Origin of the sequence: Kribbella sp. NPDC049227, assembly GCF_043197265.1 — a bacterium.
GTDB lineage: Bacteria > Actinomycetota > Actinomycetes > Propionibacteriales > Kribbellaceae > Kribbella.
The window spans coordinates 11,283-32,904 of record NZ_JBICST010000003.1 but is presented as its reverse complement, the minus strand read 5'-3'; the positions used below and the strand labels follow the sequence as shown (position 1 = coordinate 32,904).

The 21,622-nt window shown below is 68.8% G+C and carries 21 protein-coding genes; 9 read left to right on the top strand and 12 right to left on the bottom strand.

Annotation, left to right across the window (positions count from 1 at the left end):
* Nucleotides 1–185: 185 nt before the first annotated feature.
* Genes ACGFH6_RS12615 through ACGFH6_RS12605 form a run of 3 tightly spaced genes read right to left on the bottom strand, consistent with a single transcriptional unit; the run spans nt 186 to nt 2,763 of the window.
* Nucleotides 186–1,202 (bottom strand): NAD(P)/FAD-dependent oxidoreductase, encoded by a 1,017-nt coding sequence (locus tag ACGFH6_RS12615; protein WP_393383093.1) that lies wholly within the window; start codon nt 1,200–1,202, stop codon nt 186–188.
* Nucleotides 1,199–1,711 (bottom strand): isoprenylcysteine carboxyl methyltransferase family protein, encoded by a 513-nt coding sequence (locus ACGFH6_RS12610; protein ID WP_393383092.1) that lies wholly within the window; start codon nt 1,709–1,711, stop codon nt 1,199–1,201. Before ACGFH6_RS12610 ends, ACGFH6_RS12615 begins: the two co-directional genes overlap by 4 nt.
* Entirely contained in the window at nt 1,711–2,763 is a 1,053-nt protein-coding gene (locus tag ACGFH6_RS12605) for a type III polyketide synthase (protein WP_393383090.1), read from the bottom strand. Before ACGFH6_RS12605 ends, ACGFH6_RS12610 begins: the two co-directional genes overlap by 1 nt.
* A gap of 18 nt (nt 2,764–2,781) precedes the next feature.
* Here ACGFH6_RS12605 and ACGFH6_RS12600 point away from each other — a divergent pair, with 18 nt between their 5' ends.
* On the top strand, nt 2,782–3,594 hold the full coding sequence (locus ACGFH6_RS12600; protein ID WP_393383088.1) for a UbiA family prenyltransferase: 813 nt from the start codon (nt 2,782–2,784) through the stop codon (nt 3,592–3,594).
* Here ACGFH6_RS12600 and ACGFH6_RS12595 read toward each other — a convergent pair.
* On the bottom strand, nt 3,591–4,451 hold the full coding sequence (locus ACGFH6_RS12595) for a LysR family transcriptional regulator (protein ID WP_393383086.1): 861 nt from the start codon (nt 4,449–4,451) through the stop codon (nt 3,591–3,593). The two genes, ACGFH6_RS12600 and ACGFH6_RS12595, sit on opposite strands and share 4 nt — an antisense overlap.
* 131 nt (nt 4,452–4,582) lie before the next feature.
* Here ACGFH6_RS12595 and ACGFH6_RS12590 point away from each other — a divergent pair, with 131 nt between their 5' ends.
* Nucleotides 4,583–5,209 carry a dihydrofolate reductase family protein gene (locus tag ACGFH6_RS12590; RefSeq protein WP_393383084.1) on the top strand — a complete coding sequence of 209 codons (627 nt, stop codon included), beginning with the start codon at nt 4,583–4,585 and terminating at the stop codon, nt 5,207–5,209.
* Nucleotides 5,210–5,213: 4 nt separating this feature from the next.
* Here ACGFH6_RS12590 and ACGFH6_RS12585 read toward each other — a convergent pair whose 3' ends face one another.
* Complete coding sequence (locus ACGFH6_RS12585; protein WP_393383082.1) at nt 5,214–6,101, bottom strand: LysR substrate-binding domain-containing protein; 888 nt, start codon at nt 6,099–6,101, stop codon at nt 5,214–5,216.
* A 109-nt stretch (nt 6,102–6,210) separates the two neighbouring features.
* Between ACGFH6_RS12585 and ACGFH6_RS12580 the strand changes: the two genes are divergently transcribed.
* The 4 genes from ACGFH6_RS12580 (at nt 6,211) to ACGFH6_RS12565 (ending at nt 11,431) form a co-directional block, all read left to right on the top strand.
* Complete coding sequence (locus ACGFH6_RS12580; protein ID WP_393383080.1) at nt 6,211–7,749, top strand: MFS transporter; 1,539 nt, start codon at nt 6,211–6,213, stop codon at nt 7,747–7,749.
* A 115-nt stretch (nt 7,750–7,864) separates the two neighbouring features.
* The gene (locus ACGFH6_RS12575; RefSeq protein ID WP_393383078.1) at nt 7,865–8,479 is read left to right on the top strand and encodes a GNAT family N-acetyltransferase; all 615 of its coding nucleotides are present in this window, start codon (nt 7,865–7,867) and stop codon (nt 8,477–8,479) included.
* 98 nt (nt 8,480–8,577) lie between these two features.
* On the top strand, nt 8,578–10,647 hold the full coding sequence (locus ACGFH6_RS12570) for a fibronectin type III domain-containing protein (RefSeq protein WP_393383076.1): 2,070 nt from the start codon (nt 8,578–8,580) through the stop codon (nt 10,645–10,647).
* A 58-nt stretch (nt 10,648–10,705) separates the two neighbouring features.
* Nucleotides 10,706–11,431, top strand: a complete 726-nt coding sequence (locus ACGFH6_RS12565; RefSeq protein WP_393383074.1) for a DUF427 domain-containing protein — start codon at nt 10,706–10,708, stop codon at nt 11,429–11,431.
* Here ACGFH6_RS12565 and ACGFH6_RS12560 read toward each other — a convergent pair.
* The 3 genes from ACGFH6_RS12560 to ACGFH6_RS12550 form a co-directional block, all read right to left on the bottom strand.
* Complete coding sequence (locus ACGFH6_RS12560; RefSeq protein WP_393383072.1) at nt 11,412–11,798, bottom strand: MerR family transcriptional regulator; 387 nt, start codon at nt 11,796–11,798, stop codon at nt 11,412–11,414. The genes ACGFH6_RS12565 and ACGFH6_RS12560 overlap by 20 nt on opposite strands.
* 172 nt (nt 11,799–11,970) lie before the next feature.
* Nucleotides 11,971–12,744 (bottom strand): SDR family NAD(P)-dependent oxidoreductase, encoded by a 774-nt coding sequence (locus ACGFH6_RS12555; protein WP_393383070.1) that lies wholly within the window; start codon nt 12,742–12,744, stop codon nt 11,971–11,973.
* An 8-nt stretch (nt 12,745–12,752) separates the two neighbouring features.
* Nucleotides 12,753–13,133, bottom strand: coding sequence for a helix-turn-helix domain-containing protein (locus tag ACGFH6_RS12550; protein WP_131350356.1), 381 nt, complete (start codon nt 13,131–13,133; stop codon nt 12,753–12,755).
* Nucleotides 13,134–13,225: 92 nt separating this feature from the next.
* On the opposite strand from ACGFH6_RS12550, the gene ACGFH6_RS12545 reads away from it, so the two are divergent.
* Both ACGFH6_RS12545 and ACGFH6_RS12540 read left to right on the top strand, forming a co-directional pair.
* Nucleotides 13,226–14,557, top strand: coding sequence for a nuclear transport factor 2 family protein (locus tag ACGFH6_RS12545; protein WP_393383069.1), 1,332 nt, complete (start codon nt 13,226–13,228; stop codon nt 14,555–14,557).
* Nucleotides 14,558–14,731: 174 nt separating this feature from the next.
* Nucleotides 14,732–16,936 (top strand): bifunctional SulP family inorganic anion transporter/carbonic anhydrase, encoded by a 2,205-nt coding sequence (locus tag ACGFH6_RS12540; protein ID WP_393383067.1) that lies wholly within the window; start codon nt 14,732–14,734, stop codon nt 16,934–16,936.
* Here ACGFH6_RS12540 and ACGFH6_RS12535 read toward each other — a convergent pair.
* Nucleotides 16,879–17,703: a phosphatase PAP2 family protein gene (locus ACGFH6_RS12535; RefSeq protein ID WP_393383065.1), complete on the bottom strand. Its 825-nt coding sequence runs from the start codon at nt 17,701–17,703 to the stop codon at nt 16,879–16,881. The two genes, ACGFH6_RS12540 and ACGFH6_RS12535, sit on opposite strands and share 58 nt — an antisense overlap.
* A gap of 236 nt (nt 17,704–17,939) precedes the next feature.
* On the opposite strand from ACGFH6_RS12535, the gene ACGFH6_RS12530 reads away from it, so the two are divergent.
* Nucleotides 17,940–19,124 (top strand): MFS transporter, encoded by a 1,185-nt coding sequence (locus ACGFH6_RS12530; RefSeq protein WP_393383063.1) that lies wholly within the window; start codon nt 17,940–17,942, stop codon nt 19,122–19,124.
* On the opposite strand, the gene ACGFH6_RS12525 is transcribed toward ACGFH6_RS12530, so the two are convergent.
* The 3 genes from ACGFH6_RS12525 to ACGFH6_RS12515 are packed head-to-tail and all read right to left on the bottom strand — an operon-like array spanning nt 19,094 to nt 21,614.
* Nucleotides 19,094–19,957 (bottom strand): neutral zinc metallopeptidase, encoded by an 864-nt coding sequence (locus tag ACGFH6_RS12525; protein WP_393383062.1) that lies wholly within the window; start codon nt 19,955–19,957, stop codon nt 19,094–19,096. The two genes, ACGFH6_RS12530 and ACGFH6_RS12525, sit on opposite strands and share 31 nt — an antisense overlap.
* A complete protein-coding gene (locus ACGFH6_RS12520; RefSeq protein WP_393383060.1) occupies nt 19,954–20,379 on the bottom strand; it encodes an aconitase X swivel domain-containing protein in 426 nt (141 codons plus the stop codon). The genes ACGFH6_RS12525 and ACGFH6_RS12520 overlap by 4 nt, the downstream gene beginning before the upstream one ends.
* The gene (locus ACGFH6_RS12515; RefSeq protein WP_393383058.1) at nt 20,376–21,614 is read right to left on the bottom strand and encodes an aconitase X; all 1,239 of its coding nucleotides are present in this window, start codon (nt 21,612–21,614) and stop codon (nt 20,376–20,378) included. The genes ACGFH6_RS12520 and ACGFH6_RS12515 overlap by 4 nt, the downstream gene beginning before the upstream one ends.
* Nucleotides 21,615–21,622: the final 8 nt, after the last annotated feature.

Here is a 21,622-nt window from a genome sequence, read left to right as displayed (position 1 = left end):
GTGTAACAAGGCTTCATATTCTGGCAACGGTTGGGCAACATCCGGCTGGTTGAGTCGTACTCAGCAGCCGGTCCAGCCGTTCACCAGGCGGCTGGAAAGGCCGGGTCCGAGCTTTTCACCAGGAAGCTCGGGCCATTGTGGGCCCGGCGGTTGTCTGAGCGATCGCCGGGCCCACACATCTTTGCCTAGGACAACCGGTTCACGATGTGCGCGTAGACCCCGGGAAGCAGCGCGGCGGCGGGAACGATGCGAGGAGCGAGCAACGATCTGTTCCGGGCCCAGAGCAACGAGCCGGTGAGCAGGCGGCACTCCCAGGAGACCCGGCGCCAGGCGGCTTCGTAGTCCTCGGGCCGGTCCTTGAGAACACAGTCCACGAGTTCCGCCGAGGTGCGCAGGGCGACCGCGATTCCCTCGCCGGTGAGAGCGTCGACGTACCCGGCCGCGTCGCCAACGAGCAGGACGCGACCGGCGACGCGGCTGCGGACTCGTTGGCGGAGTGGGCCGGCACCCATGACGTCGCTTGCGGGGCAGGCACCTGTCAGCCGTCGTTGGAGGGCAGGGAAGGCGCTGAGGTGTGAGTCGAAGGTGCCGCGGGCGGAGGTCAGGACGGCGACGCCGACCAGGTCGCCCGCGACCGGTGTCACGTAGGCCTCCCCCAGACGCGACCAGTACACCTCGACCAGATCAGTCCACGGTGAGACGTGAAAGTGCCGGCGCAGTCCACGGCGTACATCTCCCACGGAGGTCGAACCGAGGTCCAGTTGGCGGCGGATGGGTGAGTGGAGGCCGTCGGCGGCGGCCAGGTAGCGGGCGGTGTGGCCGGCTGCGGTGACCGAAGTGGTGTTCTGGGTGATGGTGCCCACGCGAGTCTGGACCACGGGAATGCCCAGGTCGGCCACTCGCTTCATGAGAGCCTCGTGCAGCGTCGTACGGCGTACTCCGAGCCCGGGGCCGGCGCGGAAGCGGGCGTCGACCTGATGCTGTCCGTCGAGATACCGGATGCCGTAGAACGGCCGGCCGTCCAGCTCGACTCCGAGACGGGACAGATACGCAGCAGCGCTGTGGGCGATGCCCTCCCCGCACGCCTTGTCGATCGGTACAGCGCGCGGCTCGACGACAACCACGGACAGACCGGCCAGCGCGGCACGGATCGCCGTCGCCGCCCCGGCGGGACCGCACCCGGCGACGAGGAGATCGATCACTTGACCAACGCGGAGTTCAGGGCGGCCTCTTCGGAGCGGATCCGGATCGCGAGCAGCGGGATGTTCAGCACTGTGAAGACCACCGCCGTCAGCCAGGCCGTGTGGACCAGCGGCAGCGCGATGCCCTCGGCAACCACCGCCACGTAGTTCGGGTGCCGGATCCACCGATACGGGCCGCGGGCAACCAAACGCAGCCCTGGTACGACGATCACCCGGGTGTTCCACTGATGACCGAGCACCGTGATGCACCACCACCGCAGCCCTTGGGACAACAGCACCACCACGACCATCGTCCACCCCAGCCACGGGATGAACGGCCGGTGCGCCCCCTCGGCCAGGCACCCACCGAGTAGCGCCGTGTGCAGCGCGACCATGTACGGATAGTGCGCGCGCCCGTACTCCACTCCGCCTTGCGCGAAGCTCCAGCGCGCGTTCCGCACCGACACGACCAACTCCACCAGCCGCTCGGCCGCGACCAGCAACACGAAGACGACGTAGAAGGTGTACATCACCACTCCAGCAGGACGAGCTCGGAACAGAACCCCGGCCCCATCGCGAGCAACAACCCGGGGCCCTGTGGAGAAGGATCCAGCCGCAGCGTGTCACCGAGCACGTGCAACACCGACGACGACGACAAGTTGCCGACCGCATCGAGCGATTTCCACGTCAGCTCCAGAGCGCCCGGCCGCAGGTCGAGCGTCTCGGCGACCGCCTCCAGCACCTTCGGCCCGCCCGGGTGGCTGACCCACGTCCCGACGTCCGGCACCGTCAGCCCGTGGTCCCCGAGGAAGCCGCGCACATCATCACCGAGGTACTGCCGGACCACCTCAGGCACGTCCGCGCCGAGCACGATCCGGAACCCGCCGGACCCGACGTCCCAGCCCATCACCCGCTCGGAGTCCGGATACAACCTGCTCCGCGTCGCCACCACAGACGGCCCGGACGCCGCCGGATGCTCCGACCCGGTCAACACCACAGCCGCCGCGCCGTCCCCGAACAGCGCCCCACCGACGAGGTTCGGCAGCGAGGCGTCCTCCCGCTGCAACGTCAGCGAGCACAACTCAACCGACAGCAGTACGGCGACATGCGTGGGCCAAGCCTTCAAGTAGTCATGCAAACGGGCGATTCCGGCCGCCCCGCCCACACATCCGAGGCCGAACAGCGGCAGCCGCTTCACGTCCTCCCGCAGCCCCAGCCGCAACGCGACCCGCGCATCGATCGACGGGGCCGCAACTCCGGTCACAGTCGTGAACATCAGTACGTCGACGTCGTCCAGCGTCAGCCCCGCGTCCTTCACTGCCCCCGCGACCGCCTCCGCGCCAAGATCCACGGCCGCCGCGATCCACGCGTCGTTCGCCTCGCCGAAGTCCTTCAGTACGCCGTACTGCTCCAGCGGCAACGCGAGATGCCGGAACGACACTCCCGCGTTCGCGTGCAGGCGCCGCAGCAACGCCGTACCCCCGCCGTCCGGCAGGCAGATCGAGGCGAAGGCCTCGGTCAGCTCCGCCTGCGGATAGCGGTACGCCGGCAGGGCGGGCCGGACCGCTGCGATCCGCGTCATCGTGGCATCGTTACGTGCGTGAGCGTTCTGCGGACGGTACGGGGTCTGGCGCTTGCCTGCCATCCCGGTCCGACCATCGCCGTCACCGCGTTCGTCACCGCCGTCGCCTGGTCGGCCGGGCGGAATCCGGCCGGATGTCTCCTCGTCGCCGCAACGATCCTCACCGGCCACCTCTCGATCGGCTGGAGCAATGACGCGATTGATGCCGCCCGCGACACCATTGTTAACCGCCAGGACAAGCCTGTGGTGCGCGGACTGGTGAGTCGCCGGACCCTGGAGGTGGCCGCCGGCATCGCGCTGGTCGTCACGATCCCGGTGTCGCTGGCCAACGGGGTCGCGGCCGGGCTGATGCATCTGCTCTTCGTCGCCTGCGCCTGGGCGTACAACCTCGGCCTCAAGTCCACCGTGATCTCCTGGCTCCCGTACGCGGTCGCGTTCGGCGCACTGCCGTCGTTCGTGACGCTCGGCACGGCGGGCACCTGGGCGCCCTGGTGGGCAACAGTCGCGACCGCGCTTCTCGGCGTCGGTGCCCACTTGGCAAACGTCGTACCCGACCTGGCGGACGATCTGGCGACCGGAGTCAGGGGCTGGCCGCAACGACTCGGGCGCTACGCGCGACTGCTCGCGCCCCTGCCGCTAGCGGTGGCGACCGGGCTGCTCGTGATCGCGCCTCCCGGTCCGGTCGGGGTGGTCGGGTGGATCGCGCTGGTCGTGGTCGCAGGACTGCTGGCTGTGATCCTGTTGTGGCGGAACGCCCCGTTCCTGGTCACGATCGCGGTCGCCGCGGTCAGCATCATCACGTTGGTCATCCGCGGCGACGCCCTCACCTAGGACAGCGAGGACAGGATCTCGATCAGAGCCGTCGTGGCGGGCGGGTCTGGCGGGTCGCCGTACGTCGCGGCGTAGATCGAGCGGGCAAAGCCGGCGAGCGGTGTGGCGTGGATGCCCGGCGCCTGGTGTGCCTCCAGTGCGAGTCCGTTGAGGATGGCAACGCCCATTCCGGCGGCCACTACCGCCTGGGAGACGACGGTGTCGTCGCAGGAGAAGGCGATGCGTGGTGAGAAGCCGGCGCGCTCGCAGGCCGTCATCGTGGCGGCTCGGCAGTGCTCGCACCCGCCGACCCAGGCGGAGTCCCGGTGGTCCTCGAGTCGCTGATCGGGTTGGTCACTGACGAGGTAGAGGGGATCGTCCAGCAGGTGGGTGAGCCGGAATCCTTCCTGCTCGAACGGCGTGCCGGTGTGCCGGAAGATCAAGGCGACGTCGACATGCCCGGCCCGCAGCATCTCGAGCCCATCGGCCGGGTGGGCGTCGACGAGATTCAACTCGATGCCCGGGTGGGTTCGGGACAGCTCGGTGGCTGCCCTCGGCACCAGCGTGCTGAGGACCGTCTGGAAACCGGCCAGTCGTACGCGTCCGGCCCGAAGTCCCACGCGCGCCTCCAGCTCGACAGACGCGGCGTCCAGTCGCCCGAGGATCTCGGTCGCCCGCTGGGCCAGAAGTTCCCCTTCCGGGGTGAGCCGGATCCCGCGGCCCACTCGCTGGATGAGCTTGGCTCCGGTGGCGGCTTCCAGTCGGCCCAGGTGGTGGCTGACCGACGGCTGGGAGTAGTGCAGTTCGTTCGCGGCTCCGGTCACCGATCCGTGACGGGCGACCGCCTCCAGCACCTTGAGGTGGGTGACGTTCAGCATAGATCAAGTTTATCTATGAAAAGCCTGCGATTTTGGCATTCGACGTCATGAGGTGGGACCGCCATGATCGATGCAAAGACCGAGCTGATCCCGACCAGGCTCGACCGAGAGACGGAAAGGACCCACCCGCCATGTCACTCGCCCGCGTCCACAACTTCTCCATCTCACTCGACGGCTTCGGCACCGGAGCGGGCCAAGGCCCCGACGCGCACTTCGGTCACGCCGGGGACAGACTGCACCAATGGATGTTCGCCACCCAGGGGTGGGAGGCGGGCGGTAGCGCGGGCGTCGACGACGCCTTCGTCCAGCGGCACGACCCGGGCATCGGCGCGGAGATCATGGGCGCCGGGAAGTGGGGCCACCCCGGATGGCACGAGGACCCGGAGTGGAAGGGGGCGTGGGGTCCCAACCCGCCGTTCCACACGCCGGTCTTCGTCCTCACCCATCACACCCGCCCGTCGATCGAGATGGAGGGCGGTACGACGTACCACTTCCTCGACACCTCACCCGCCGAGGCGCTCGAGACCGCCCGCAAGGCCGCCGGCGACCAGGACGTCCGCATCGGCGGAGGGCCGTCCATCATCCGCGATTTCCTTGCTGCCCGGCTCATCGACCAGATGCACGTCGTCGTGGTGCCGATCCTGCTCGGCCGCGGCGTCCGCCTCTGGGACGGGCTGGAGGGCGTCGAGAAGGACTACAGGATCGAGACCACCCCCTCGCCCAGCGGAGTCACGCACCTGACGTTCACCCGCGCCTGAAGATCTAGGCGGCGTCCGGCTTCAGCGGCGCGTTGCTTCCGAGGATCGCGGCCGTGAGTGCCTCGGCCGGTTCCTTGGAAGCGCGCGGGTTGGTGATCAGAACCAGGTCGATCGACGGCAGCTCCGGCAGCCCGGCACTCGGCGGCGGCTCGACCAGGTCCGCCGGCATCAGCGACCGCGCGAAGATCGCGAGCCCCAGCCCGGCCCGGACGGCCGCGAGTACGCCGTTCACGCCGCGGACGATGCAGGTGATGCGGCAGGTCCGGCCCGCCTGTTCGAGCGTCTGCACACCGAGAGAGCGGCTCAGGCTGGGCGCCTGGTACGCGACGAGTGGCACCGGGCCGTCCGGCGCGATCCGCGTCCCCGCGATCCCGGCCCAGACCAGCGGATCCCGGCGTACCAGGCGTCCGTTCGGCTCGTAGCCACCGCCGGCGCCGTGCTTCACGTACGCCAGGTCGAGGTGGCCGGACTCGACCCGGCGGAGCAGATTGGGGCTCTGGGCCACGGTCAGCTCGAGGTCGATCCGCGGGTAGAGCTGACGGAAGTCGCGCAGGATCTTCGGCAGCGGGGTCAGCGCCAGGTCGTCGGTGACCCCGAACCGCAGCCGGCCGCGCAACTCCGAGCCGGTGAAGTACCCGGCCGCCTCCTCGTGAGCGGCCAGGATGGTCCGGGCGAACCCGGCCATCGCCTCGCCGTCCGCGGTCAGAGTGACGGTCCGCGTGTCGCGCAGGAACAGTGGTCGCCCAACCGCCGCCTCGAGTTTGCGGACATGTTGACTCACCGTCGGCTGCCGGATACCCAGCCTCTCCGCGGCCTGCGTGAAGCTGAGCGACTGCGCCACCGCCAGGAACGTGCGGAGCTGGTCCGGGTCGTACATCGACATCCCTCCCATTACGTGACGCTATAAGACTAATAGGAGTAATTCGCTGTCGAAATCCAGTACCGAACCCTGAGGATAGACATGTCCTCCCCTGACCAGTCCACGTCGCTTAGGAACACTCTTGACCACCCGGGCCACCGGTACTGTCCCTTCCGTCCCCGACTTCCACACCCACCGCACCACCTCGAAGCCCGCTTCCGGCGAGATCCCGGCCACGCAGCGCCGACCCGGATTCCGGGACACCTTCAGCGCTCTGCAGGTCCGCAACTTCCGCCTCCTGGTCAGCGGACTGCTGGTCAGCTCGACCGGCGGCTGGATCCAGCGCATCGCACAGGACTGGCTGGTCCTCACCCTGACCGGCAGCGCCACCGCGGTCGGCATCACCACCGCGCTGCAGTTCCTCCCCACCCTCCTGTTCGGCCTGTACGGCGGCGTGATCGCCGACCGTTTCCCGAAGCGGAAGGTCCTGCTCGTCACCCAGGCCACGATGGGGAGCCTGGCCGGCGCTCTGGCCGTGCTGGCGTTCACCGGCCAGGTGCACGTCTGGCAGGTCTACATGATGGCCTTCATCCTCGGCCTGGCCACCGCGGTCGACAATCCGACCCGGCAGTCCTTCGTCACCGAACTGGTCGGCAAGGACCGGGTCCGCAACGCGATCAGCATGGTGTCGTCGACGTTCCAGCTGGGCAGCCTGATCGGTCCGGCCCTCGGCGGCATCCTGCTCGGTACGCTCGGGACCGGCTGGTCCTTCGCGCTCAACGCGATGACGTTCTTCGGCTCGATCTCCGCGCTGCTCCGGATGCGGGAGTCCGAGATGCCAGGCCTGGTCGCGGCCCGGCGGGCCAGCGCGGGTCTGCGGATGCGGGACGGCCTGCGCGACGGCGTCCGGTACGCCTTCCACGAGCCGGCGGTCCGGTGGGCGATCGCCCTGGTCGGCATCTACGGCATGTTCACGATCAGCCTGCCGGTGACGCTGACCGCCTTCGCGGACCGGGTCTTCCACACCGGCGCGACCGGGTACGGAGTACTGAACTCGGTGGTGGCCGTGGGAGCGCTGAGCGGAGCGTTGCTGTCCGCGCGGCGGATCCGGACTCCCCGACTGCGGAACCTGGTCGGCATCGCGTCGATCCTGGCCATCACCGAGATGGTCGCCGCGATCCAGCCGTCACTGTGGACCTTCATCCCGCTGCTGTCGGCGATGGGCATGGCGACGCTGATGTTCCTCACGGCGGCCCAGTCGATGGTCCAACTGACCACTCCGGACGGCCTGCGCGGGCGCGTGTCCGGGATCTACAACCTGGTGTTCATCGGGGGCGGCGCGATCGGCGGACCGACGGTCGGCTTCATCGCCCAACACTGGGGCGCCCGCAACGGCCTGCTGCTGGCCGGTCTGGTCCCGGCCATCGCGACCATCGCGATCGGTCTCCGGCTGCGCCGCGACGGCGGGTTCCGCCTGGTCGTGGTCCGGACCCGCTCGCCCTGGCACCAGCGGCCGATCCGGGTCAACCTCGAGCAGGCCCCGATCCAGCTGTCCCGGCCGACGGTTCACCCGGCGGCGGAGCGTCCGTCGCGCCCGTTCGTCTTCAGCCGGCGTGACCACGCACGCACCGATCCGCACAGCCGGCCGCTGCGTCCGCGCCGGCGTCCGCAGCACCACTAGTCGACCGGGACAGGGCCGGGAAGCTGCCTCCCGGCCTTGTCCCGGATCGTGGTAAATCCGGCTCCGCGCCACTGGCCGACTGCGACGATGACACCTCGGCCAGGAGGGGTGTGTCGTGGGATTCGTACTGGAGGGCCCGGTGCTCGAGGGAGAGCGCGTCCGGCTGGAGCCGCTCTCCCCTCGGCATGCGGAGGGCCTTGGCGCCGCGGGCGACCAGGACCGGACGTCGTACACCTTCACTTGGGTGCCCACGGCAACAGAAGCGGCCGGCTACATCGCTGCGCAGCTGGAGCGGGCGGCCACCGGCAAGCTGGCGCCGTACGCGCAGATCGCCGTCGAGACCGGCCGCGTCGTGGGAGCCACGTCGTTCTGGGATCCGCGGCTGTGGCCGGACGGTGAACGGCTGCGGGCCATCGAGGTCGGCTTCACCTGGCTGGCGGGTTCGGCCCAAGGCACCGGGATCAACACGGAGGCGAAGTACCTGCTGTTCCGGCATGCCTTCGAGGTCTGGGACGTCGCCCGCGTCGACCTGAAGACGGACGCTCGCAACGCGCGGAGCCGGGCGGCGATCGAATCCGTCGGCGCACATTTCGAGGGCGTACTGCGGAACTGGTCGCCGTCCTGGGCCCCGGGCGAGGACGGCCGCCTCCGCGATTCGGCGATGTTCTCCATCACCGCCGGCGAATGGCCGGCCGCCTGTGAACACCTCGAGAAACTCCTCGCCCAGTGACCACGCACAGTCATCGGCGATGAATACTTGACGATGTAAATTAACCAACCCTAGGCTCGGCCGCGTCCGCTCTCTCCCCGGTCATCCGGAGGACCACCGTGCTGAATCTCAGACGTCGTACCGCCGCTGCCGTGCTCGCCGCCGCCGCCCTGGTGTCGACGGCCGCCGCGACCGCCCCGGCCGATGCGGTCCAGGGCTCTGCTGTCCCGACCGCCGTCCAGGCCAAGGAGCCGGTCCCGGCGAAGTACCCGCAGGTCGCGGCCAAGCCCTACATGGGCTGGAGCAGTTGGAGCCTGCAGTCCACCAACTACCCGGGCGTGAACCCGGACGGTCCCGGCAGCTTCATCAGTGAGAAGAACATCCTCACCCAGGCGCACGCACTGGCGACCAAGCTCAAGCCGTACGGCTACGAGTACATCAACGTCGACGCGGGGTGGCAGCTCGGCGGCGACGAGTACGGCCGGCCGGTGGCGAACGCGCAGCGGTTCCCGCGCGGCATGAAGGCGGTCGGCGACGACATCCACAAGCTCGGCCTGAAGTTCGGCATCTACACCGTCGTCGGCCTCGGCTTCGACGTCTACCGCGACGGCAACACGCCGATCTACAACGCCCCCGGCTGCTTCACCCGCGACATCGTGTACCCGGACCTGCGCACGACCAACGGCTGGGACCAGGCGTACAAGATCAACTACGCGAGCCCGTGCGCACAGAAGTACGCCGACTCGATCGCGAACCTGTTCGCCAGTTGGGGCGTCGACTTCATCAAGATGGACGGCGTCGGCCCGGGCTCGTGGAAGGGCGCGCCGGACGACCCGAACCACAACAACACCGAGGACATCGAGGCCTGGTGGCGCGCGGTCCAGAACGCCGGGCGCCCGATGATGTACACGCTGTCGTGGTCGCTGAGCCACCGGTACGCCGATGTCTGGAAGCAGAACTCGAACGGCTGGCGGATCGACACCGACGTGGAGTGCTACTGCGACACGATCGTCCGCTGGGACAGCTCGGTGAAGGCCCGCTGGTGGGATCTGCCGCAGTGGATCGACGACGCCGGGCCAGGTCACTGGAACAACCTGGACGCGATCAACGTCGGCGTCGGAGAGATGGATGGCCTCAGCGACGCCGAGCGGCAGAGCTACATGACGTTCTGGGCGATCAACGCCGCACCGCTGTTCGTCGGTGACGACATGACCAAGCTGGACGCGTACGGCCTGAAGCTGCTGACCAACCGCGAGGTCATCGCGATCAACCAGTCCGGCAACCCGGCCCGGCCGCTGAACCAGGACCAGTTGCAGCAGACCTGGTACGCCAAGAACGCGGACGGCAGCGTCACCGTCGCCCTCTTCAACCTGGCCGACACCCCTGCCACGGTGGCCGGGAACTTCGACCAGCTCGGCCTGACCGGCAAGGCGACCGTCCGCGACATCTGGGCGAACGAGAACACCCGGAGCGTCGCCGGCCAGGTCAGCGCGGCACTGCCGGCCCACGGCTCGAAGCTGTACAAGATCACGCCGGAGAAGAAGGACTCGCCGAGTAAGCCGGCCGACCTCACCGCGACCGACGTGAGCCGCACGACGGTCAGCCTCAACTGGCGGCCGAGCACCGGCGCCTCGTCGTACAAGGTGTACGCCGACGGCAAGCAGGTGGCGACCAGCTCGACCACGAGTGCCGTGGTGACCGGTCTGCTGCCGCAGACGCAGTACGCCTTCACGGTGAAGGGCGTGTCCGGCGGTCGTACGTCGGATGCGAGCGCGCCGGTCACCATGTTCACCTCGAAGTCGGGCGGGCCGGTCCGGTACGAGGCCGAGGCATCGACCAGCACGCTGACCGGGAACGCAGGGATCTCCGGCTGCAACCTGTGCTCCGGCGGCTCGAAGATCGGCAACATCGGGTACGACGCGACGGTGACGCTGAACAACATCACCGTCCCGACCACCGGTACCTACCTGGTGAAGGTCGCGTACACCGACGGCGACACCAGCCGGCAGAGCATGCTGACCGTCAACGACGCCGACTCCTACTGGGTCAACTACCACGGCCTCGGCGACAACGACTGGGGTACGCCGCAGGTGACGTACCTCCCGATGAAGCTGACCGCCGGAGCCAACTCCATCAAGGTCAGCAACCCGAGCGGCTACATCGCCGACATCGACTGGATCACCGTCTGACCCACCCCACCGCGGGGCTGGCCTTCCCTCGGGCCGGCCCCGCGCCTTTACTGGGGCCATGAGCGACTTTCCCGAGATGCTGGTCCCACCCGGTCAGACCGCCCCGGTCCCCCGCCGGATCCGCGCGACGCTCGACGGGCGGGTCGTCCTCGACACCCAGGACGCCATCTACCTGTGGGAGTTCCCGCCGTACCCGCAGTACTACCTCCCGGTCGCCGACGTGGCGGACGGCGTACTGACCGACACCGGTGAGACGAAGGAGTTCGAGCACGGGGTCGCACGGGTGCACACAGCTGGGTCGGGCAAGGCGTGGGTGTACGACGACGGGATCGCGAAGGACCGGGTCCGGTTCCAGTGGGACGCGCTCGACAGCTGGTTCGAGGAGGACGAGGAGGTCTTCGTCCACCCGCGCAACCCGTACGCCCGGTGCGACGCGATCCGCTCCGGCCGCCGGGTGAAGGTCGAGTACGACGGCAAGGTGCTGGCCGAGTCGGGGTCGACCGTGATCGTCTTCGAGACCGGGCTGCCACCGCGCTACTACTTCCCCCGGACCGAGGTGAACTTCGAGCACCTCACCGCCAGCGACACCCGGACCGCGTGCCCGTACAAGGGCCGCACCACGGAGTACTGGTCCGTCGACGGCCGCGACCTCGCCTGGTCCTACGACTTCCCGACCGCCCCGCTCCTCCCGATCGCCGGCCTGATCGCGTTCTTCAACGAACGCGTCGACGTGACACTGGACGGCGTACCGCTGGACCGCCCGGTCACCCACTTCTCGGACTGAGCTCGGCCACCAACTGGTGGAAGCGCGGACACTCGGTGAAGTCCGGTGTCTCGCAGGTCAGCGCATGCTCGATCAGGCGCTTGGACTCCTGGGCCCGCCGGATCTGCTCGTCCAGCCGGGCGTCCTGCTCGGCCAGCACCATCCGCCGCTCGGCTCCACCGAGCGCCTCGAACATCCGGCGGATCTGCTCCAGGCTGAGCCCGCTCGCCTTGGCGCGCTGGATCATCACCACCCGCGCCACGTGCGACTCGTCGTACTGCCGCCGACCCGCGGCCCGGGCCGCCGGGGTGAGTAGGCCGACGTCCTCCCAGTGCCGCAGGACGTGGGTCGCGAGCCCGAACCGGGCGGCCAGATCGCCGATCCTCATCCACCGAATCTAGTGGTCGCGGTTCTGAGTGGTGCAGTTCGACAGGAGGTGTCTGGCGATCGAGCCGAATATCCGGTCGGCTCAGGCGGGCGGTGGACGGCAGTGGACGTATACGTCCTGTCGATCGCACCCAGGCGGACCGACCTGGAAACTCACCGTCAAGACGGCGGCATCAGATGGCCGAGGTGACGCCGCCGTCCATCGGGATGATCGCGCCGGTGACGTAGCTGGCGGCGGGCGAGGCGAGGAAGACCGCGACCCGAGCCACCTCCTCGGGTTCGCCGATCCGGCCCAGCGGGGTGTCGGCGACCATCTCGCCGAGCAGCTCCTCCTTCGACCGGCCGGTCGACCGGACCGCCGCCTCCAGGCCTTCGTCGACGCGGCCGGTGCGGGTCGTGCCCGGGTTGATCACGTTGACCCGGACACCTTGACCGGCGTACGCCTTGGCGTAGCCGACCGAGGCGAGCATCAAGGCCGCGTTGGCCGCGCCGCCGCCGATGTGCAGCGGGTTCGCCTGCCGGCCGCCCTGGCCGACCACGTTCACGACCGCACCGCTGCCACGCTCGGCCATACCGCGGATGACCGCGTCGGTCGCGTGCATGTAGGTGAAGTACTTCGCCTCCATCGCGGCGTGCAGCGCCTTGCTGTCCAGCTCGTCGACCGGCGTACGGCGGGCCGCTCCTGCGCAGTTGATCAGGATGTCCGGTACGCCGATCCGCTCGAACACAGCCTTGGTCGCCTCTGGATCGGTGAGGTCGACCGCTTCCACGGCGTACGTCAGACCCTTGGCGGCGAGCTCCTCCTGGGCCTTCGCCAGGTTGGCGGGATCACGGGAGATCCCGGTCACCGTGACGCCCTCCCACGCGAGTGCCTCGGCACACGCGAGCCCGATTCCCTTGCTGGCACCGGTGACCACCGCGGTCTTTCCGGACAGTTGCAGATCCACGTGACTCCCTAGCTTTCGGCGTCGTACTCGTCGCGGGCGGCGGCGATCTCGTCCATGTGGTCGTAGGCCCAGGTCCGCATCGTGGCGACAGCCGCGGCCAGGCTCAGCCCGAGCGGAGTCAGCGTATAGGTCACGGTCACCGGCACCGTGGCGACGACCGTCCGCTGGACGATGCCGTCACGCTCCAGGTGGCGCAGGGTCTGGGTGAGCATCTTCTGCGTGACGCCCTCGATCAGCAGCTTGAGTTGCCCGGACCGCAGCGTGCCGTGCTTCTCCAGCGTGCTGATCACCAGCATCGTCCAGGTGTCGCCGATCCGGCCCAGCACCTGACGTGTTGGGCAGGCGCCTTTGGTGGCGTCCCACTTGCCTCTGACCTGGTCGGTATCCATGAGGTGCCTAGAGCAGTAATAAGTGCTGTCTTCCGCCCGCCACGAACGGTTCGTAGCGTCGAGGTCGAGTCTAAGCACGAGAGGCAACGCAGATGAGAGCAGTACTACCTGACGGACCTGGCGAGGTCGTGGTGGCCGAGGTCGACGAGGTCGAGCCCGGTCCCGGCGAGGTCGTGATCGAGGTCGCGGCGTACTCCCTGAATCGCGGTGAGACCTTCCAACTGGAGAACCCGCGGGACGGCTGGCGGCCCGGCAAGGACGTCGCAGGCCGAGTGATCCGGACGACTCCCGATGGTCCGGCCGTCGGCACCCGAGTGGTGGCGCACGTGCCACACTCCGGCTGGGCCGAGCGCGTGACGGCGCCGCTCACGCAGCTCGCCGTACTGCCGGACGGGGTGTCGCTCCAACAGGCGGCAGCACTTCCGCTCGCCGGGCTGACGGCGCTCCGCCTTCTGCGTACGGCGGGTGCCGTGATCGGACGGCGGATCCTGCTGACCGGCGCCTCCGGCGGTGTCGGCCACTACTTCACCGAGCTCGCCGCGGCGGCCGGCGCATCGATCACGGCTGTCGTCTCCTCACCCGTTCGCGGTGCGCGATTGCTCGAACTCGGCGCCGAGACGATCGTGCCCGAGGCTTCGGCCGCGGACGGACCGTTCGATCTCGTCCTCGAGTCCATCGGGGGTGACAGCCTGCCGGTCGCCCTGTCGAAGGTGCGCGCGGGCGGACGGCTGATCTGGTTCGGACAAGCCAGCCGGCGGCCGGCGAGCCTCGACTTCTTCACCATGTTCGACGGACCCGAGAACGGGACGATCGAGCACTTCCACTACACCGACGGCGACGACGGCGCGGACCTGGCCACGCTCGTCCGGCTGGTCGCGGCCGGACGGCTGCACCCCGAACTCGGCCGCATCGAGGACTGGTCCCGGACCGGCGAGGTTCTCGACGACCTGCGCGACCGCCGGATCCGCGGCAACGCCGTACTGACACTTCTCACCGAGGAGACACCGATGAACGACCCGAAGACCGTCGTGACGAGGTACGTCGAGGCTGTTGCCGCCGGCGACCTGGCCACCATCCGCGCGAGCTTCGCGCCCGACGTGGTCTGGACCTACCCGGGCGACCTGCCGCTGTCCGGTGAGTGGAAGGGTCGCGAGACGGTGGTCGACGAGTTACTCGGCGCGGTTGCGGGCAAGCTGTTCGCACCCGGAGCGCCGGTGACCATCAGGCTGACGAACGCCCTCGCCGACGGCGACCAGGTCTTCGCCGAATGGACCGCGCAGGCGACTGCCAGATCAGGCGACGCGTACGCCAACCGCTGCAGCGCGGTCTTCACCGTCCGGGACGGGGCGATCGTCGCCGTCCGCGAGTACCTCGACACCGACCACGCGCGCCGGGTGCTGTTCCCCGAGACATCGATGCCCTGAGCAATCGTCACCTTTCCGTACGTCGGGGCCGTCGGCAACGAACTCGCAATTCGTCCCTGTTCCGGGCTTGAACGGGCCAGTACTATGGGTGACCAGATCGACACTCTTTGTTTCGACGCCTGATGCCCAGAGCAAGTTGCCCAGAGCACCGACGCCGGAGGACCCGTGCCGACCATGTCAACTTCCCATCCCCCGCCGGCTTCCGGTCCTGTGCCTGAGCGCACGACCTGGAGGTCAGTCCTTCACCATGACCTACCGGCCTCGCTGGTGGTCTTCCTCATCGCGATACCGCTCTCCCTCGGGATCGCCGCCGCATCCGGCGCCCCGCTCATCGCCGGCCTGGTCGCGGCCGTCGTCGGTGGCATCGTCGCCGGCGCGCTCGGCGGATCACCGTTGCAGGTCAGCGGTCCGGCCGCCGGCCTGACCGTCGTCGTCGCGGGCCTCGTCGGCCAGTTCGGCTGGGCCGCGACCGCCGGGATCACCTGCGCCGCCGGACTGCTGCAGATCCTGCTGGGCGTCACTCGGGTCGGGCGGCTCGCGCTCTCGCTGTCTCCCGCCGTCGTCCACGGCATGCTCGCCGGCATCGGCGTCACGATCGCCGTCCAGCAGTTGCACGTCGTCCTCGGCGGGAAGGCGCAGAGTTCCCTGATCGCCAACCTGGCGGCGCTTCCCGCCCAACTCGTTGCCCATCACCCCCATTCGGTGCTGGTCGGCGTACTGACCGTCGCCATCCTGCTCACCTGGCCCAGACTGCCCAAGGTGAAGGTGATTCCGGCGCCCTTGGTGGCGGTCGTCGTGGTCACCGCGTTGGCCGCGGCGTTCCTGACCGACGTCACCCGCGTCGACCTGCCGGAGCAACCGCTGCAAGAGTTGGTGCTACCTGCGGTGCCCGACGGCACTCCGATCGAGATCGTCACGGCGGTGCTGACCGTTGCCCTCGTCGCCAGTGTCGAGTCGCTGCTGTCGGCAGTTGCCGTGGACAAGCTTCATCGCGGCAAGCGCAGCAACCTCGACCGCGAGCTGATCGGTCAAGGCGCCGCGAACGCGGTGTCCGGCGCACTCGGCGGCATGCCGGTGACCGGCGTTATCGTACGCAGCTCCACCAACGTTGCGGCCGGCGCGCGCAGCCGCGCCTCCGCGATCCTGCACGGTGTCTGGATCGCGGCATTCGTACTGGCGGCCGGCGCGATGCTCGAGCTGATCCCGATGGCCGCCCTGGCCGGTGTCTTGCTCGTCACCGGCTTGCGGCTGGTCCAGCTCGCTCACATCCGCACCTTGCGCAAACACGACGAGCTCCTCGTGTACGTCGTGACCGCCGCGGGCGTCGCCGTACTCGGACTGGCCGACGGCGTACTCATCGGCCTGGCTCTGGCGATCGTGCGAGTGCTCTACCGACTGGCGCGGGCCACTGTCACCACGACCGAGGAGGACGGGCTGTGGACCATCCGGATCCGCGGAACGCTCGTGTTCCTCGGAGTCGCCTCGTTGGTCCGCACCCTCCGGTCGATCCCAGAAGGTGCGCGGGTTCGGGTCGATCTCGACGTCCACCATCTCGACCATGCGGCGTACGAGGCGATCGAGGACTGGCGGCGCGGGCACATCGCGCGCGGCGGTTCGGTCGAGCTGAACCGGGTGGCGTTCCGGGCCGCGATGCGTTCGGATCCGGCCCGGCGATTGTTGCCCTGGCACCCCCAGGTGATCGCCGAGCCGGACCAACGGGTCTCGATGCTGGACGGCATCCGTGAGTTCGAGGCGTCGGCCGACCCGATCCGGCCGATGCTGGCGAAGCTCGCGGCCGACGGTCAGCGCCCGGCACAGCTGTTCATCACCTGCGCGGACTCGCGGATCGTGCCGAACCTGATCACCACAACCGGTCCCGGCGACCAGTTCTGCGTCCGAAACGTCGGCAATCTCGTTCCACCCAAGGGATCGAACAGCAGCTCGGTCGACGCCGCGATCGAGTACGCCGTCGACGTACTCGGGGTGAAGTCGATCGTGGTCTGTGGTCACTCGCACTGCGGTGCCGCCGCGGCCGCGCTGGAGGCGAACGCCCCGGCCGGCACCGGCCTGCAGAACTGGCTGCGCCATCTCGAGCCGTCGCTACGACGCGCGGTCGGGCTGCCGGACATCGTCGACCCGGCCACCGGGGTGAAGCTGTCCCCGGCGGACAAGCTGTCCGTCGCGAACGTCGGCGTACAGCTCGCGAACCTGCGCAGCTTCGCCTGCGTACGCACGGCCGAGGACGAAGGACGGCTCGAGCTGATCGGGCTGTGGTTCGACCTCCGGGCTGCCGCGGCCCGGCTCGTCCTCGACCGCGAGCCCTACCTGGTCCGGGCCGACGAGGAGCTCGCCACTGCGGGCTCGTCGTTGAAACGCTGAGCAAGCTCACCGACATCGGCGGGGATGCGCACCCGCCGACTGTCGAAGATCAGCAGCAGCGGCACGGCCAACGCGATCGCGATCAACCCGTCGAGCCAGTAATGGTTGGCGGTCACCACGACGACCGTGAACGTGAGCACCGGATGCGCGATCCACAACCAGCGCCAGCGTGACCGCGTCGCCCGGATCAGGAAGACGGCGACCATGAACGCCCAGCCCACATGCAGACTCGGCATCGCCGCGAACTGGTTCGCCACCCCGGAGTCCGTGCTCGGTCCGTAGACCGACTGCCCGAGCAGTACGCCGGTGTCCACCCAGCCCGGCATCATCCGCGGCGGCGCGAGTGGGAAGAACATGTGGCCGATCAACGCCAGCCCGGTCAGCGACGCCAGCGCCCAGCGCGCCTTCCCGTACTCGGCCGGCCGCCGGATCATCAGCCACAACAGCACCACCGCGGTCAGGGGGAAGTGCACGCTCGCGTAGAACACGTTGGCCACTTCGGCCAGGCCGTCGATCCGCAAGGCGTGCTGCTGCACCGCGGCCTCACTCGGCAGGCCGAGCCACGCCTCCCACCGGATCAGGTCGTCGGCATGCCGGAGCGCCGACCCCGTATGGTCCGCCGACAGGAACCGCCCGAGGTTGTACACCCCGAACAGCACGGCCAGCAGCGTCACCTCGCGCAGGATCCGCCAGATCCCGTGGTGCGGCGACTTCACCGCGGCCGGAAGCGATCGGTGCTCCACCCGTTCCAGAGTCAGTTGCGCCACGTCGACCCCCACCTCAAACAGAACGCTCGTTCTCTGAGATTCCACCCTGCGTCGATGGCCGCCCGAAAATCAAGAACGGTCATTCGTTTTCGACTGTGATCCCGGCCGCATTGACCGTACTTCAGCACCATTCCAAATTATCGCAACTTGCTTATAGTTACGAAGGATATGAACAAGCTCACATTCGTGTGAGAAATCCGTTAGACCCGTGCGATCGGGCGGGAGACGCTGCGGGCATGGTGACGGTCTTCATCCGCTGGACCTGGCTGCGGGCCGTGCTGCACAACGGGTGGTGGCTGGTCACGAGCGTCTACCTGGTCGTGGACGCCGGCCTCTCCCCGGCCCAGCTCGTGCTGATCGGTGCGGCGCAGAGTGGATTCGCGCTGGTCTGCGAGGTGCCGGCCGGTGTGGTCGCCGACACCATCAGCCGCAAGTGGTCGCTGGTGATCTCGCAGGTCCTGATGGGTACGGCGATGCTCACCACCGGGCTCGTCGACTCGTTCCCCGCGCTCCTCGCGACGCAGGTGCTCTGGGGCATCTCGTGGACGTTCGCGAGTGGATCCGACGTTGCCTGGATCACCGACGAGCTCGACCAGCCGGACCGGATCACCGCCGTACTCGCCCACGCGGCCCGGGCACAGCTGACCGGGGCCGCAACCGGTCTGATCCTGCTCGGTTTGCTCGCCTGGGCGACCAGCCGCGATCTGACCATCGTCATCGCCGGCGCTGCGATGCTCTCGCTGGCGCTCTACGTCGCGGTGAGGTTCACCGAGCACCACTTCGTCCCGGTGCGGACCGCCCGCTGGTCGGCGTCCTGGACCATCTTCCGGCGCGGAGTCACTCTCGTACGGCGCAGTCGCGCGATCCGCCTGATCTTCGCGGCGACCTTCCTCGTGAACGGCGCGTGGTCGGTCGGACGGCTGTTCCAGATCCAGCTGATCGATCTCGGCCTACCCACCGACCCGGACCCGACCATCTGGTTCACCGGCCTCGGCGTTGCCGGGCTGCTCGTCGGCGCGCTCACCCTGCACCTGGCCGGCCATCGCATCGACGGCGCCCACGCCCGCAACGACTACGCCCTCGCGGCTGCGGCCGGCGTACTCGGCACGCTCCTGCTCGCGTTTGCCCGCGATCCGGTCATCGGCGCGATCGCCGTCGTACTGATCTCCGGCATCGTCAAACCGCTGACTCAGGTGATCGGCACGGTCTGGGTCAACGCCCGCACCACCGCCGACATCCGCGCCACCACCCACTCGTTCCTCGCCCAACTCAAATACCTCGGCGAAATCACCTGCGGCCTGGCCATCGCCACCATCGCCCGCCTCAGCACCCTCCCCCTGGCCCTCACCGCGTGCGCCCTCCTCTTCACCGCGACCGCCGTACTCATGCATCACCCGAGCAAGGACGAGGCTGCCGTGTAGGTGTTGCAGGCGCCGGGGCCGGCCGCCGCGAACCCGGTGAGGCTCCAGTGCCTGCGGTGTTCGCCGTTGCCATGGTCGTTCGCGGGATCGCTGAGGGTGGAATAGAGGTCGGTCCAGACCTCGAGCCATTCGTCGTCGATCGGGATCGTCGTGCGGTCGGCGCCGAGGTAGGCGCCGCTGAAGCAGTCCGCCTGGAGCTCGGCGCGCCGGTCCTCCTGCAGCTGCACATCGACACCGTTGAGCTTCTGGCCGTGACGGTAGTGGGCGATCAGGATCCCGGCCAGCGCCTGGACATGGTGGCCGTACTGATGCGCGATCATGAACGCCATCCAGGCCCGGCGTACGGCGCGGTCTCCGGCCGCGATGTCGTACTCGGCGTCGATGTAGATCGTGCCGCCGCAGTAGTAGGCCTCTGCATCCGCGAAGTTGCACGGCGACGACGGGGACTGGCCGAGAACGACGACCAGTTTCGGCGGGGTGAAGGTGAAGCCTGCCCTGCGGATCGCCGGCGCCCAGGCCGCATTGAGGCAGTCGACGAACTGCGTGTAGTAGGTCCGCACGTTCGTCAGAGAGGTGGGTGCGACCTCGGGCTCCGCACACCGAGGCGAGGTGAGTTTGCCGACGCGGTAGATCGCGTTCGAAGCCAGCGCGGCGGGCTCGGACGGCGCGGCGATCGGCGCGGTCGACGCGGTCGACGGCACGGTGGTCGGGAGTCCGGAGCGGAGCTTGGCGACCTCATCGGCGGCTTGGGACTCGGCGGTCTGCTGTTTGGAACAGCCGCCGAGGAGTACGACGAGCGCCGCGCACAGTGCCACCACACCCCGAGAGTTCACCGGGTGACTGTAGACCAACTGACCTGGGCCTGTGTCGGACCGGCATCCACCTGCAGCAGTCCGTCGGTCGGGAGCGCGTCGTACGGCGGTCCGTCGATGACGACGACGGGGGTGGTGAGGTCGTAGAGTTCGTGGGCTATCAGGGCGCCGAGGGCGATGATGGTGTCGGGGCGGGCGAGGATGATGGCGGCGGGTGCGGTGTGGGCGCGGATCTGTTCGGCGAGGACGCTGGAGGCGGAGCTCGAGCCTCGGCCCGACTCCATCACCAGGACGCGGCCGGCCAGTACGACGCCGCACTGCGGATGGTGTGCGTCGATGATGCGGCCGTTCTCGTCGGTGCCGCCCCAGAAGGACAGGGGTGCTGTCAGGCGGATCACCTCTCCTGTCGCGCTGCCGGGATTGAGCGTGCGGGCCGTGATCATGCGTCCTCCAGGATCACGCGACCGGCGCGGGCGGACGCCACGCATTCCTCCAGCGAACCGAGGACGGCGGACACGTTGATGTTGCCCGGCGCGTAGTGCGCCCACTTGCCCGAGTTCGTCATCACGTTCTTCCAAGCCGGCGAGAGGATCGCCGTCACGTAGGTGCAGGTGTCCACGACCACCGTGACTCCAGCAGCCTCGAGCGTCCGCAGTACGCCGCTCTCCTCGGCCAGGGCCCGCGTCGCACGACCGGTCGACAGATAGAACGCGATCTTCAACGGAGGCCCGTCCGTCAGCAACTCAGCGAGCCGTGCACACTCGGCGTACGACGCATGGGGCGTGCCGACGCTGACCGCATCGAGTTCGCCCGACGAGAAGGTCGACAATGTTCGCCGCGTCTGCCGCATCGTGTCGAGGTCGATCTCGCGCACCGGCAGGTCCAACGCCTCATCGAGAGTCGGAGCCTCCGGCGTCACCCCGACCGCATGGAACAGCGCCACTCCCCCAGCCGACGCGGCGGCCGCACCGAACGCCTTCAGCTCATCCTCGCCCGCAGACGCCGGAATCCCCACCAGCACAGGGATCTCGCCGCCGACGACCGACCCGACATGATGCCCGAGCAACGGATACGCCAGCTCCGACCGCAAGAACCGATCACCCAACGGACGGCAGTCGAACGTCACGGTCCCCCGCCGCGCCTCGGTCGTCTGCAGCCCGGAGTACGGCGCCCGTCCGGTGATCGCAGCGCAGATGTCGAGGAAGTCGCCGTACCGATCGGTCCGGGCACCGAGAACGGAGTTGGCGAACACGATCGCGTTCGACTCCGCCCATGCGACGTGCTCGCCGAGGCCGGGCCGGTTCGGCAGCTGGTACGGCGCACAGGTGAACGTCGGTGTGCACCCGAGGGCGACGTACGCCGACATGAGCTCGCGACCGGACGCCGCGAGGTCGCGGTCACGGACCAGTTCCGGATGGATGAGGTCCATCGAGCCGACATTCAGTGTGGTCGGGACGCGGACCTTCGCGCCGAGGTCGACCAGGCGATGGGCGAAGTCCAGGCTGACCTGGCCGTGGTACAGGCACGAGTCGACATGTGCGGAGGTGATCTCGACCAGCCGCGGCGCGTCCGCGATCCGGGCCAGGCTGACGATCACGCGCATCGCGAGCGCGACGCCGTCACCGTCCTGACCGCCGAGCATTCCTTCTTCCTCGGCGGTCAGGCGCAGCGTCTGCATGCCTTGAA